A 13,260-nucleotide genomic window follows, 5' to 3' on the forward strand; every position below is an offset into this window, starting at 1 on the left:
TGTTCTCGAACTCCTGAGCCGCAATCCTCCCAAAAGGTCCAGCCCCGCTGATGCCTTGGACTCCATGAGCCTTTCCGACTACTCCCAGCTCGCCCTCGATGTACCCATCTCCTGCTGTGATGAGCACTGGCTGGTCAGCAACGTCGCGCGCTCCAGCGCATCTATGGGCAGCGGTTGGTGCTGCGTGATTACGGGATTGAAACGCGAGGGCGTGCCACGACGAAGCTGCGCGTGAATTACCGCACGACCCGGCAGAACCTGGGCTATGCCACGGCGATTCTGGACGGTGCCGAGTGGGTGGATTCGGAAGAGAATATCGACGATCTGCATGGTTATCGTTCGGTGCGCCAGGGTCCTGCGCCGGTTGTCTTGAATTCTGCGAGCAAGGCGGAGGAAGCTGAGGCCTTGGCCGCGCGTATCCGGGACTGGACCTTCGGGGATGACGATGTCTCCATCGGTGTGCTGACCCGGGCTAATGCCCGCAAGGATGAGATCGCCACGCAGTTGGGCGAGCTGGGCGTGGCCGTGAGCACTGGGCGGCGCACGTCCCGGGAGCGCCCGATGGCGGTGATGACGATGCACAACGCCAAGGGCTTAGAATTCACGCACGTCATCTTGCTTGATGTAAGCCGCGAGGCGCTGCAGCGCGAGCGGGCGTTACTCTACGTAGCAGCCTCGCGCGCCCGCGATGTGCTCGTAGTGAGCGTGGTGGGGAGGCCTCCGAGCTGTTGCCAGGTTAGGTTAGTCAGTTCTCTTCCTTTGCTTCCTTTCGCTGGAAGGAGCTGCATCACAATCGCAGGAGACGTATGATGTCTTATGACTCAAGTGAAAAAGTGAATAGGAAGGGTTCAAGACATGACTGCAAGCACACAGCTCCTGCACGGCGTTGTACCGCCGCTTCTGACTCCGTTTAACGAGGACTACTCCGTCGACATCGATACCCTCAAGCGTCAGGCCGAACGGCTGATTAAGGCTGGTGTTCATGGTCTGTTCGTTCTCGGTTCTTCAGGTGAGGTGGCTTTCCTTACACGAGAGCAGCGTAAGGAAGTCATTGCAACGGTGGCGGAACAGGCTCGCGGGCGAGTTCCGGTAGTTGCAGGCGTGATTGACATGACGACTCCGCGAGTCATTGAGCATATTGAAGATGCCGTCGCGCTCGGGGTCCAGGGTCTAGTTGCCACTGCCCCTTTTTATGTTCGTACTCACGATGTAGAAATTGCTGAGCACTTCCGACTTCTTCACGAAGCCGCGCCAGAGACTCCCATCTACGCGTACAACATTCCGGTCAGTGTTCACTCGGTACTGGATATTTCTACCCTTATTTCTCTCGCCAAGGAAGGTGTGCTCGCTGGCGTTAAAGATTCTGGCGGCAATGATGGATACACGCGTGCTCTGATTAGCGCCCGCGACAAGGCTGGGGTGAAAAACTTTGTGGTTTTAACTGGCTCGGAAACTACGGTCGACTTTGCTTACCTGGCAGGTGCCGATGGCGTGGTACCTGGTCTGGGCAACGTGGACCCGGTTTCCTACGTGAAGTTGCATGAGCTACTGGTGGACGGGGCGTATGCCGAGGCCGCGGAATTGCAGTCTAAGATTTGTGACCTTTTCACCATCGTTGGTGTGGGCGATGGGACCCGCATGGGCGGAAGCTCGCAAGGTCTCGGCAGCTTCAAGGCAGCGCTTCACCACCTGGGCGTCTTTCCGTCGGGGCTGATGTCCCGTCCGCACGTCGCTCTGAATGATGAGGAGCTGGCTAAGATTCATGAGATCGTCGATGCCGCTCAGGTGATCGAGCCCTAATTTCGCTGAACTACGACGAAACGAGTGAAGAGTGACTAGTACCCTTGCGCTTGATGTCGGTGCAACAAAGATTGGTTGGGGCTTCGTGTCTGATGAAGACCCAACGCAGGCAGTTGCGTTGGGAAAGATTCCTACCCAGCCGGCCGGTGCTTCGCCACAGGAGCAGATTAAGAAAGCCGTTCAGCTGGCGTTGGAAGGATCGGGCATTGCCCCGGCGCGAATCGGCATTGGTTCGCCAGGAGTGATTCAGGCACCTGAGGGACTCGTCACCTACAACGGGGACACCATTAAGAACTGGTCTGGTACCAATCTTCGTGAGGTCGCGAAAGAGGTTGTTGACCTTCCGTGTGCTGTTCACAATGATGTGAGAGTCTGGGCGTACGGAGAGCTGATGCTCGGAGCCGCGAGGGAGTTCCAGTCCGGCAGAGTCCTGTACCTTTCGTTGGGAACTGGTGTCGGTGGTGCGGTAAGCGATAACGGGAGTCTGCTCAGCGGACCTACCGGATCGGCCGGAGAGTTTTCGGAGCTCTTGTGCGCTGATTTCCGGGGCTTTGCGGACCGCGCCGAAAACATTATGAGCGGCAATAGCTTGGCTGCGTATTATGAAGAATTTTCTACGAACCCGGCGAGCGAGCGGGTGCAGTGGAAGGAACGGGCCCAGTTAGTGCTTCCCCTCGAAAAGGTCGTGGAAAGAATGAACCAGGGAGATGAACTCGCTTCCCGGATTATTCGAGGGAATTCTTATGGCCTTGGCCGTGCGGTGGCTGGTCTTGTTTCGGCTCTTGATCTTGATGCCGTTGTCTTGGGCGGCGGTGTGTGTCAGATTGGTGCCGCTGTGGAAGAACCATTCCGTCAGGCCATAGAGGATTTCGCATTGAAGCCGAATCGCTCCGTTGCAATTCGGGTTACTGAATCTCCGGCGACAGCACCGTTAGTGGGTGCAGCGGCTTTTGCTCGAGATAACGCTTTTTAGCACCGTTTATCTGCGATATATCCAGAAGAAGGCTCAGGTATATGTTTAGGTTTAAGAGTAGTGAACTGGCGGAACGCCGAGAAGAAGTCCAAGGGTTAATTCGAAACTCGGTGATTGTCTCGGTGCAAGCGCCAGATGGTCACCCAATGCGCGATACCCATACCTTGACGCATGTCGCTCGTGCGTGCGTTGAGGGAGGAAGCCGTGCAATCCGGTGTGGCGGGTATGGCGGCATCGAGGATGTCGAGGCAATCGCAGCTGCAGTAGATGTACCAGTTTTCGGCCTTACAAAGGAGGGGAGTGAGGGGGTTTATATCACGCCAACTGTAGAGTCCGTCCGTCGATTGGCTGAGGCAGGGGCAGCTGTTATCTGTGCAGATGCCACGGATCGCCCTAGGCCTGATGGCTCAAGCTTTTCTGATCTTGTCGCAGAGTGTCACCGGCTTAATGTCTTGTCAATGGCCGATTGTTCAACCCCGGAAGAAATGCAGCAGGCGCACCACACGGGGGCGGATATCATTTCAACGACGCTGGCCGGCTATACAGAATTCCGGAGCAAGACTGAAGGTCCGGATCTTGAATGCTTGGCAGAGGGGCGACGGCTCTGTGGTGAAGATGCTTTTTTGATAGGCGAAGGCAGGTTTGCCTCGCGCGATGATGTGGCTGCAGGAAAGCGCGCTGGCGCCGATGCAATCATCATTGGCACTGCCATCACAGATCCTGCCTGGATTACGCGGAGCTTCAATAGCTGACGCGGATTGTCACAGCGAAGTCAGCAGAGGCTCGTAATGCCTGAGTACAGACTCTTGATACTTCTTCAGGTCATTGTTCTGTAGAGCATCGACGATGTCTTGGTGCGCGCGAACCGTCCTGCTGAAGTCCTGTGGTTCTTCCAACTTGCGAAGCGGAATGACGTTCATGTGCACTTGCCAAAAGGCATCATTGAGCTCACGGATGATCGGGTTATCAATTTCGGAAAGCAGCACCTGATGGAACTCCCGATCCTCTTCGGCAAAGTTTAGGCCCTGCTTCCGCTTGGCTGACATCTTTTCCACGATGATGCTCAACTGCTCTAGCTTCGAGGGGTCGAGTTTGGCTGTGATTTCTTGCCCGATAGCAAGATCAATCGCCTGCCGGATTTCCACTACATCACGAAGTGTTTCAAGGTTGTCATCAGCGTCGAGAGTCGCTCGAAAAATGAGTCCTTGAACTAGAGCTTTGAGGGACGTGCTGGAGACAAACGTTCCTGTTCCGTGCCTGACGTCGACGATATCTAGCGTCGTTAGGATTCTGATGGCCTCTCGGACAGAGGAGCGAGAGAAGCCAAGCTCTTCGCAGAGCTCTGATTCGGTTGGCAAAGTGTCCCCGGGCTTGAGGGCGTTGTCCCGAATGTATTGTTTGATGCCTTCTACAGCCTGCTGGGTGGTTGAGGCAGGGCGATGTGTGGCTTCACTGAATCCCCACGTTCCGGTGTGCACTGGTTAATCCCTCTTTTCTTTTCGATATATCTTAAGCCTTCCACGTTGGCGGGGTACTTAAAGGATGAGCGCTGCGGGGGAGTAGCACTCCGCTCTGACGATCAGGGGTAGACGGCTATATCTTAAATCCCTTCAAACATCAGACGTCTGATGTATTGTATCTTCTAACATGCTTTGTTGCACAGACAAATTAGAGAGTGATTTAGCTCTCTATATCGAAAGCCCTGAAGGGAAGGCCAAATGCAATCATTCGGAACACTCAACTGGATAGTTCTGATCCTCTATCTCCTGGGAATGCTTCTTGTCGGCGCTTATTTTGCGCGTAGGGCCGGCAGTGATCAGGACGAATTCTTCAAAGCGGGTGGCAGGATTCCTGGCTGGGCGGCAGGATTCTCAATCTATGCCACGACGCTGTCTGCCATCACGTTTATGTCCACTCCGGAAAAGGCGTATCTGACTGACTGGGCTTACTCGGCTGGTAACCTCGCTATTTTTGCCATTGTTCCAATTTTGATCGGTTACTATGTTCCGTTCTTCAGGAAGCTGGATGTCACTACGGCCTACGAATACCTCGAGGAGAGATTCTCCGTAGCCCTCCGAGTCCTCGGCTCGCTCCTCTTCGTTCTTTATCACGTCGGGCGCATCGCCATCGTTATCTATTTGCCAACATTGGCGATCACGTCGGTGGCAGATATCAACCCGCTGGTCGTCGCCGCGTTTGTAGGCGCTCTTTGTATTGTGTACACCTTCCTGGGAGGCATGGAAGGTGTGATTTGGTCTGATGTGATTCAGGGTGTCCTGCTGCTGGCTGGCGCTGCAGCGGTAGTGCTGACGGCCATGGCTATGACTCCCGACGGATTTAGCGGTGCGGTGGTTAACGCCGCTGAAGAAGGAAAGTTCTACTCAGCGGACAACTTCACCACGAATGCAGTCTTCTCCTCGATACCATTCATCTTTATCGGAAATGTACTGAACAGCTTGCACCAGTACACCTCTTCTCAGGACGTCGTTCAGCGCTACCAAACGACTCCTACGATTCAAGCGACGAAGAAGTCTCTCATCGTCAACGGAATTCTGGCGCTGATAACTATTCCGCTGTTCTACGGGATGGGAACGGCTTTGTATAACTTCTACGAAGCGAAGGGTGGTCTGCCTGAGGGAGTCAACACTTCTGCTGTAGTGCCGTATTTCATTCTTTCGGAGCTGCCTGCAGGCATTGCCGGACTCTTGATTGCTGCCATCTTGGCGGCTGCGCAATCGACAATTTCTTCTTCGCTCAACTCGATTTCCGCGTGCGTTGTCGTGGATATCTATAACCGCTTCTCCCCGAAGGAAGCGTCGGTTACTTTCTCTCGCCTGGTCATCATCGTTGCCGGAACCTTCGGATTGGCCGTTGCGCTGTATCTCATCATTACCAACCAGTCGGACCTGTGGGACCTGTTCCTCGCGATCACCGGTCTTTTTGGAGTTCCGCTCACTGCGGTATTTGTCTTGGGTATCTTTACGAAGTCCGCAAATTCCAATGGCGTTCTCATCGGGCTCCTTTGCGGAGCGATTGCTGCGTACTTCGCTGGAAAGCTGGACCAAGGCCCATTCTTGGTCTCGATTGTCGCGTTCGTAGGAACTCTCGTTATCGGCTATCTGGCATCCTTCATCTTCCGGAAATCGGACCAGCACGACATCACGGGCTTGACTATTTACGGAAAGGACCTTGAGTACACGCGGCGTAGCGCCATGCAAACGCCTGTTGCTTAAATCAAGTAAGTTAAGCCCGCGCAGCGTGAGTTGTTGCTCTCCGTGGGGTACATCTCGCATGGCCGCGGCGTGCTCGTAACGAGTGTGGAGGGGCTTCGACGCTGTTGCTGTGGTCGGTGGGGTTGCCGCCTCTGGACCGGTGTCCCAGTAGTTGTGCTTCAAGCAGCTTCATCCTGATGCTTCAAGGAAACGTGGAGGATTTCTTCGATGACCGTTGCGATAACGCCCGGTGTTCCTGGATTTATGGTCCGCCAATTCTCGCTGCCAAGGACTGGAAGGAGCCTTAAGGAGTTGTCAATGGGGTGGCTATCGGCGACAAGTAGTTCGCCCCAATCCTCTTGGTGTAGGGATAAATAGGCAGGGGAGTGGGAGTTCACAATCATTTGCTGCAGGGGATTGTCCGGGCCCACTTGGTGGCGTGAATCGACAGCCAGCTCATGCAGGAGCGTATACATAGCGCGAAGCTTGTCGGGATAAATGCCGTTTTCTGGTTCTTCGAAGCATAAAACGTCGTTCGTGCTGGGGTCGATGGCGAGGAGACCCAGGACGATAAAACGCAGTGTTCCATCCGAGAGCGCACGCGCGGGAAGCAGCGGTGCATTGCCAATTTCTGCTTGAAGCGTGATCAACTGACGCGAGCTGTCGATGTCGAGGTCAATCGAGCGAACATCAACGAGATCGAGGAGCGTGTCTTCTAATTGAACAGTTGCTTGATCGCCGATTTCCTGCGTGAGGCGGGCGAGGGTCGCCGGGAGGTTGGCGCCGCGGGCATCGACGCTTGACGGATCACTCATCGCGCTCGGAGCACGCATCGCACTCGGCTCAAGGCCCAGTAGCTTCCACGTGGAAAGCTCTCTACGTACTGCAGCAATTGCTGGGTAATCCGCGCTGCGCCCGTAGACGGATAGAACCGTGGAGCGAACTTCCTTCAGGGGAAGGTGCGGATTGCGCCCCCTTCTACCCGACTTAACCTCGATGGAGTCTTCGGCCGTTGTCTTAATGAACGCGGGGCGGCCACCTGTGCTTTTAATAGCAGTCTTGCGAAATGCTTCTGCAGCCCAGGGGTGCCTTTCACGGGCGTCCTTTTGGGTGAGTGCCGTGAGATCCTCACGGACAAGTTCGATGGTTCGCACGACTTGATCCGCAGTGAATTCCTGCTCCACGAGTTGGAATTCAAGCTCGTACCGCAGGAAAGTCGTGGTGATTTCTACTTCTTGTCCGAAGTCATCTCGAAAAGTTGCGGGGACGATCATCTCGGCGGCAAACGTGATCGAGTTCGTGTCGTTGCCAAAGATTTCGCTGATATCGCCACGCAGACCGCGGAGATTGGCGGCGGCATCGTTGAGAGAGGCATTGGCTGTTGAGCCGAAGAAAGAAATTGCGTCGAAGATATTTGACTTGCCGACAGCATTGCGGCCCACGATGCAGGTGTAAGGGCCGAGATCGACACTGAAATTCTTGAGGTTCTTGAAACCATCAACTTCGAGTCGCGTGAGCATGGAGTCCACTATAGCGTGCAGCGAGTGAACACCCAGGGGCGCAGGATGAGCCGCCTAACTGCGCCCCTTTCGGGTTTTAGATCTACCGCCCAAAGTTCTGCACGGCGTACAACCGGCCGTCGGGGGCGACGGTCAGGCCGATTCCCACGGACTTAGCGCGGGGGTCGAGCAAGTTCTTGCGGTGGCCGGGGGAATCCATCCACAGCTTCACCAGGCTGGCATCGGAGTAGTCGCTCCATGCCTGGAGGACGTTCTCACCACCAGCGGGTAGGCCGGCGGGGTAGAAGGTCCAGTAGTTCGGACGGTGGCGAGTCCTGCCATCGCGGCTCAAGGTGTTGGCCCAATCCTGTGCCAGGTTGGTCAGGTTCGGGTCAACGCGCAGCGGTGCGAGGCCATTGGCCACACGTTGCGCATTGGTTTGATTAATGAGGCCTTGAACGCTGGCTGCAGCGTGCGGAGCCGGGGCTGCCGGGCCGGCAACGGACGGCATGGTGAAGCCGAAGTCAGCCGGGTTGAATGCACCGAAGGAACTACCAGCCTGAGCAGGGGCGTTGATGGAACCGGCGAAGAGTGCTGCAACGGCAGCAACCGGGGCGACGATCTTTGTGGCTTTATGTCCGAATGGGAGGCGGAACATGGCGGGCACCTCTTTCTGCTTCAGGTGTTAAGTGGAGGCTTTTTCGACCTCGTACCGAGCGGTACTTTCACTTAAAATTAAAGCTCTTTTGGGTGCTCAAAATCCATCTGACCAGCAGTTTTAAGGTTTGCCTGTGAGTTTATGTGTCTTCGCGCGGCGGGTTTAAGTTTCTTTTGGGTTTGCCGCCCTGAAGGCTTGAAATCGCATAGTTTTCTTTAGAAATGACGGGCGGCGGGGGTGGCACTTGGGGGTGGCTTCTTAGGTTGATGGAAAGCTTTCCCAAGAAAGTGCTGGTGATGTGTCAACTATTCTCAAAAACTCAGGAATTTCTTCAAAAATCCCTGGATTAAGGCTGGGAAAGTATAGTTTGCGTTTATCCTCCGGTGAGGAACCTGAGTGAGAGGGGAACGTCGAAAAGCATGGCAATGAGCAGGAAGAAGGGCTGTTGAGGCTCAGTGTCAGAAGGTAAAAGATTAAGAAAAGTAATGCAACTATTAATGAAACCTATTGGCATGGTGGGGGTCGGCTGCCCACGCATTGCTAGGCTCGTGCGCCATGGCCCTCTTTGACGCGCCGCTGCTTTTCGACGGCGGCCTTGGAACCCACCTCGAGGCCCTGGGGTACGACATCTCGGGTCCGCTGTGGTCGGCGCGCGTGCTGCGTGAGAACCCCGCCCTCATCGAATCTGCCCATGCGGATTTCTTTGCCGCCGGCGCCCAGATTGCCACCACGGCCTCCTATCAAATCACCTTCGATGTGCTGGGCGGGGAGGCGGAGTCTCTTTTGCGCCGCAGCGTCACGGTAGCGCGTGACGCCGCCCGCAAGGCCGGCGACAGACATGCTGCCCACGGTGATCAATTGGTTGCCGCATCCGTTGGCCCCTATGGAGCAGGTCCGGGCCGGGGCAACGAGTACGACGGTGCCTATGGTCTTTCGGCGCACGAATTGCGCCGCTGGCATACCCGCAGGGTAGAGGTGCTCGCGGACACGGAGGCCGACTTCCTCCTTGCAGAAACCATCCCGAATGTCGATGAGGCCGCGGTGCTTCTGGAGCTGCTCTCGGCCCAGCCCAAGCCCTTTGCGTTGAGCATCACCGGCGCCATCGCGGCCGACCCGACGAAGCTCTCGCAGGTGATCACGCTGGCCAACCAGACACCGCGGCTGGGGGCCGTGGGTGTGAATTGTGTGCGCCCACCGCAGGTATGGGCGGTGGTGAAGGCATTGCGTGCTGGAACGGATAAGCCGCTTTTAGCATGTCCCAACAGCGGGGAGATCTGGGATGACGGCGTCCGCGACTGGCGTCCTGCTCCCGCCGGCGCGGTGGGATTGATTGAGGCGGCAGCACACATGCGCGCGGCTGGGGTTAGCCTTCTGGGCGGCTGCTGCCGCGTGGGGCCCGCTGGGATTCAGCAGCTGCGTCGATCGATCCGCTTCGAAGGCAAATAGAAAACGCCGCGACAATCCTCAGGCGAGAGGATAGAGTGTTCCTATGAAAAAGTTTTCTCTACTCGCCGCATCCGCTGCACTTCTCATCACAACGCTGTCCGTGCCCGCCGCCAATGCCGAGCTGACCCAGACTGAGCGGGATCAGTTCCGCACCGATCCCGTCGGGGCAGTTGCCTGGCAGGCCATCAAGGGCTCCTCGGAGTACGTGCGCGCCGATGGCAACACCATGATGGCCGCGTCCTTCTTTTCCATGACTATGCCGGGGCAGAGCATCGGCATGCCTGCTCTTGAGAATTGCGCAGAGCGCGTCGGCTCCTCCGCGCCGGAGGGCGGCGTGCGCTACGTGGCGGCGGCTTTGTGTGCCACCTTTGATCCGAATGCCCGCGGCGAGGTGCAGCGCGGCGACTTTGGCTACGGGCCACTGGGCTAAGCCGCGCTGTGGTCAGCCGCGCGACGCCCCGTAGCGCGTAGGATCAGATGCTGTCTTAAGGAGGATTGATGCGCAAGCACGTGGTGATCATGGGAGTCTCGAGCTGCGGCAAATCGACGGTCGGGGAGTTGCTGGCGCAGCGCACCGGCCTTCCCTTCCGGGATGGGGACGATATGCACCCGGCGGCGAACATCGAGAAGATGGCCTCGGGGCAGGCGCTTGACGACGATGACCGGAAACCCTGGCTCGAATCCATCGGGCGCTTTCTAGCCGAGCAGGAATCCGGGGCCATCGTGGGCTGTTCCGCGCTCAAGCATTCCTACCGCGACATCATCCGCGCCGCAGCGCCCGATACGGTCTTCATCCACCTGCATGGCTCCTATGAGTTGCTCAAGGAGCGCATGAGCCGGCGGACCGGACACTTCATGCCCGTGTCCTTACTGGATTCGCAGTTCGAGACTCTGGAGGAACTTCGGCCGGAGGAAGCAGGGCTGGTGCTAGACGTCAGTGCCACGCCGGAGGAGCTGGCCGCCGCGGCGGCCGAGTACCTGCAGGCCTAGAGCAGCGCGGCGGCGCCGTAGAAGATAAGGACGATGCCGAAGCCAATCGAGGAAATCAGCGCCTGATTGACGGTCCACGTCCTCAGGGTGGTGGACACGTCCATGCCCATGAGACGGCCAACGAGCCAGAAGCCCGAGTCATTGACGTGGCTGCCGAAGACGGAGCCGGCTGCGGTGGCGAGCGTGATGAGGACCAGCTGGATTTCGCTGAAGCCGCCGGCCTCCACGGCAGGAACCATGAGCGCGGCGGCCGTCGTCAGCGCAACGGTGGCCGAGCCTTGCGCCAGGCGCAGGGCTACCGCGATGAGGTAGCAGGCCAGGATGACAGGCACGCCGAGGTTAGACATGGAGTCCGCCAGCGCATCACCGATACCGCTGGTGCGCAGCACCCCGCCGAACATGCCGCCCGCGCCGGTGATGAGGACGACGGAACAGATCGGTCCGAGCGAAGATTCCACGGTCTTCTCAATTGCGCTCTTGCCCTCCCCGCGGCGCAGGCCTAGCACGGCCATCGCCGCAAGAGTGGTAATCAACAGCGCGATGGGTGTTTGGCCCAGGAAGACGAAGAAGCGAACCCACGTGGCGGAAGGATCAACAACACCAGCGGTGCCCAGCGTGGTCAACCCGGTATTGCCGAAGATGAGGACCATGGGGATGAGCAGGATGCCAATTACTGAGGCCGGGGAGGCCGGGCGATCCGGGAGTTCGGCATCGCTGACCAAGGCGCCGGTGATGGCTTCCTCGAGGCGGTAGGGATACTTCTTTCCTAGGTGGAGACCGAAGCGGTAGCTGGAGAGATACCACGTGGGCAGCGCAACGAGGAGGCCAAAAATGAGGATCAGACCGATGTCCGCGCTGAAGAACTCACCGGCGGCAACAGGGCCCGGGTGCGGCGGCACGAAGACATGCATGACGGAGAAAGCGCCGGCGGCGGGGATGCCGTAGGCCAGAACTGGGCCGTCCAGGCGCCTGGCGACGGCAAAGATGACCGGCAGCATAACCATGAGACCCGCGTCGAAGAAGATGGGGAAGCCCATGATGAGGGAGGCGACGCCGAGTGCTAGGGGCGCTTTGTCTTCGCCGAAGAGTTTCACGAGGGCGTCGGCAAGCGTTTTAGCACCGCCGGACGTTTCTACCAGACGCCCGATCATGGCGCCCAACCCCACCAGCAAGGCTACGGAACCCAACGTTGAGCCGAAGCCGCTCGTCATGGTGGGAACCACACCATCCAGCGGGATGCCAGCGGCCAGGGCGGTAAGCGCGGAGACCGTGACGAGTGCGACGAAGGCGTGCACCTTGAAGTAGATGACGAGGACGAGGATGACGGCGATGGCCGCAACCGCAATCCCTAACAGTGGTCCGGTGCCCAGCGTGGGCTCCCAAGTATCCATGACATTCATGAATGTTGATTTTACTTCTGCAGCCTGCAGTGATCTAGGGGTTACACCCCGAGCGCTGGGCCAACCGTGGCCCAGCTGATGGCCAGCTCGCGCCGGAACAGCCCCCATGTGTGGCGCCCCGCGGGAAGCTCGTAATAGTCAAGGTCTACGCCAGCTGCGGTGGCCTGCTTGGCGTAAAAAGAGCTGCACCAATAATCCAAACGCTCGTTGAGACCCAGCGCGGGAAGTGGTGAGTCCTCGATGTCGACGTCAAAATCGGCCGGGCCGCCGCGGGAGACGATGACGAAAGTCTTGCGGCCGCGTTGCTGATCGAGGTTGAGAACCGGCGAATGCTGCGCCCACGCCGGATCCCACGGCGCGCCGAAGGAGCGAGCCGGGTCAGTGCCGTAGAACGCAGCACTTGCCCACGCAAAGGACTGCGCGAGAACACCTGTGGTCGAGGGACAACCGGAGAAGGAACCAGACACCTTGAAGCGCGGATCGAACGTGGCTAGCTCCAATGCGGGGCCGCCGGAGTTGCTTAGACCCGCGATTCCGTCGCGGCCGTTGCCGTGGAACTCGGCGTCGATAAGCTGCGGGAGTTCCTTTGTCAGATAGGTGGCCCACTTGTATTTTCCGTGGGTGTCATGAGGCTGCGCCCAGTCGGACATCATTGAGCCATATGCGCCACGCGGGGAAATGACATTGACATGCTTGTCACGGAAGAACTCGGAGGCCCCTCCGCCGTCCCACCACAGTGCGTCCTCGCCACCGCCGGCACCACCCAGTAGGTAGTAGCTCGGGCGGGGCTGCGTGTTCTCCAATCCTCCTGGAGGAAGAATGATGTCGTTGGTGATGACACGGTCCATGGCCGGTGAATAGGCTTTTAGCTCCCACACGTTGTCCTGGACGTGACGCAGTCCGCGCAGTTGTGCCGGGGCTGCCGTCGCCGGTGGGCGGGTGGCGTCCGGTGCCAACACCGGGACTTTCAATTGCTGAAGCACCTGCGCCCAGGCGGCGAAAATGTTGTCGGCGAAGAGCAGCGGCGCCAGCGGTCCCAGGGCGATGGGATCGAGGGCGCTGGAGTGCTGATCGATGTTGGCGGCATCGCTGCTCATCGTATCCAGTGCTTGTGCATGTGCTGGCTGCGCTAGGGCGGGGAACAGGATCAACCCCGCCGAGAGAATGTCCGCAAGTGCGGAGCGAAAGAATTTCATTAGTTCACAATAGCCAACTAACCCTGCAGCGCAGAACTTCCCCGGCGTTAACGAAGGCGGGGGAGGCGGGGAGAACTGCGGGGCAG

General features: G+C 58.0%; 14 protein-coding genes. 9 read left to right on the forward strand and 5 right to left on the reverse strand.

What is annotated here, in order from left to right; genetic code table 11:
* Positions 1–64 precede the first annotated feature (64 nt).
* Genes HMPREF2912_RS13045 through HMPREF2912_RS10420 form a run of 5 tightly spaced genes read left to right on the forward strand, consistent with a single transcriptional unit; the run spans position 65 to position 3,525 of the window.
* Positions 65–235, forward strand: coding sequence for a hypothetical protein (locus HMPREF2912_RS13045; RefSeq protein WP_154762536.1), 171 nt, complete (start codon positions 65–67; stop codon positions 233–235).
* The gene (locus HMPREF2912_RS10405) at positions 232–810 is read left to right on the forward strand and encodes a 3'-5' exonuclease (protein ID WP_141752589.1); all 579 of its coding nucleotides are present in this window, start codon (positions 232–234) and stop codon (positions 808–810) included. Before HMPREF2912_RS13045 ends, HMPREF2912_RS10405 begins: the two co-directional genes overlap by 4 nt.
* A 45-nt stretch (positions 811–855) precedes the next feature.
* Positions 856–1,800 (forward strand): dihydrodipicolinate synthase family protein, encoded by a 945-nt coding sequence (locus HMPREF2912_RS10410; protein ID WP_070523457.1) that lies wholly within the window; start codon positions 856–858, stop codon positions 1,798–1,800.
* Positions 1,801–1,831: 31 nt separating this feature from the next.
* On the forward strand, positions 1,832–2,773 hold the full coding sequence (locus HMPREF2912_RS10415) for an ROK family protein (protein WP_070597211.1): 942 nt from the start codon (positions 1,832–1,834) through the stop codon (positions 2,771–2,773).
* Between the two features lie 41 nt (positions 2,774–2,814).
* Positions 2,815–3,525, forward strand: a complete 711-nt coding sequence (locus HMPREF2912_RS10420) for an N-acetylmannosamine-6-phosphate 2-epimerase (protein ID WP_070523451.1) — start codon at positions 2,815–2,817, stop codon at positions 3,523–3,525.
* Between the two features lie 9 nt (positions 3,526–3,534).
* On the opposite strand, the gene HMPREF2912_RS10425 is transcribed toward HMPREF2912_RS10420, so the two are convergent.
* Positions 3,535–4,251: a FadR/GntR family transcriptional regulator gene (locus HMPREF2912_RS10425; protein WP_070523448.1), complete on the reverse strand. Its 717-nt coding sequence runs from the start codon at positions 4,249–4,251 to the stop codon at positions 3,535–3,537.
* 240 nt (positions 4,252–4,491) lie between these two features.
* On the opposite strand from HMPREF2912_RS10425, the gene HMPREF2912_RS10430 reads away from it, so the two are divergent.
* Entirely contained in the window at positions 4,492–6,006 is a 1,515-nt protein-coding gene (locus HMPREF2912_RS10430; RefSeq protein WP_070597212.1) for a sodium:solute symporter family protein, read from the forward strand.
* Between the two features lie 158 nt (positions 6,007–6,164).
* Here the strand turns inward: HMPREF2912_RS10430 and HMPREF2912_RS10435 are convergent, their stop codons facing one another.
* Both HMPREF2912_RS10435 and HMPREF2912_RS10440 read right to left on the reverse strand, forming a co-directional pair.
* Positions 6,165–7,505 (reverse strand): AAA family ATPase, encoded by a 1,341-nt coding sequence (locus HMPREF2912_RS10435; protein WP_070597214.1) that lies wholly within the window; start codon positions 7,503–7,505, stop codon positions 6,165–6,167.
* A gap of 82 nt (positions 7,506–7,587) precedes the next feature.
* The gene (locus tag HMPREF2912_RS10440; RefSeq protein ID WP_070565169.1) at positions 7,588–8,142 is read right to left on the reverse strand and encodes a CAP domain-containing protein; all 555 of its coding nucleotides are present in this window, start codon (positions 8,140–8,142) and stop codon (positions 7,588–7,590) included.
* A gap of 555 nt (positions 8,143–8,697) precedes the next feature.
* Between HMPREF2912_RS10440 and mmuM the strand changes: the two genes are divergently transcribed.
* The 3 genes from mmuM (at position 8,698) to HMPREF2912_RS10455 (ending at position 10,578) form a co-directional block, all read left to right on the forward strand.
* A complete protein-coding gene (mmuM, locus tag HMPREF2912_RS10445) occupies positions 8,698–9,588 on the forward strand; it encodes a homocysteine S-methyltransferase (RefSeq protein ID WP_070684075.1) in 891 nt (296 codons plus the stop codon).
* A 43-nt stretch (positions 9,589–9,631) separates the two neighbouring features.
* The gene (locus HMPREF2912_RS10450; RefSeq protein WP_070523427.1) at positions 9,632–10,018 is read left to right on the forward strand and encodes a hypothetical protein; all 387 of its coding nucleotides are present in this window, start codon (positions 9,632–9,634) and stop codon (positions 10,016–10,018) included.
* A 68-nt stretch (positions 10,019–10,086) separates the two neighbouring features.
* The gene (locus tag HMPREF2912_RS10455; protein WP_070684077.1) at positions 10,087–10,578 is read left to right on the forward strand and encodes a gluconokinase; all 492 of its coding nucleotides are present in this window, start codon (positions 10,087–10,089) and stop codon (positions 10,576–10,578) included.
* Here HMPREF2912_RS10455 and HMPREF2912_RS10460 read toward each other — a convergent pair.
* Both HMPREF2912_RS10460 and HMPREF2912_RS10465 read right to left on the reverse strand, forming a co-directional pair.
* Positions 10,575–11,969 carry a GntP family permease gene (locus HMPREF2912_RS10460; protein WP_070684207.1) on the reverse strand — a complete coding sequence of 465 codons (1,395 nt, stop codon included), beginning with the start codon at positions 11,967–11,969 and terminating at the stop codon, positions 10,575–10,577. The genes HMPREF2912_RS10455 and HMPREF2912_RS10460 overlap by 4 nt on opposite strands.
* Positions 11,970–12,019: 50 nt before the next feature.
* Positions 12,020–13,174 (reverse strand): alpha/beta hydrolase, encoded by a 1,155-nt coding sequence (locus tag HMPREF2912_RS10465; RefSeq protein WP_070684080.1) that lies wholly within the window; start codon positions 13,172–13,174, stop codon positions 12,020–12,022.
* Positions 13,175–13,260: the final 86 nt, after the last annotated feature.

The sequence above is a fragment of the Corynebacterium sp. HMSC056E09 genome, assembly GCF_001813425.1.
Classification (GTDB): Bacteria; Actinomycetota; Actinomycetes; order Mycobacteriales; family Mycobacteriaceae; genus Corynebacterium; species Corynebacterium hesseae.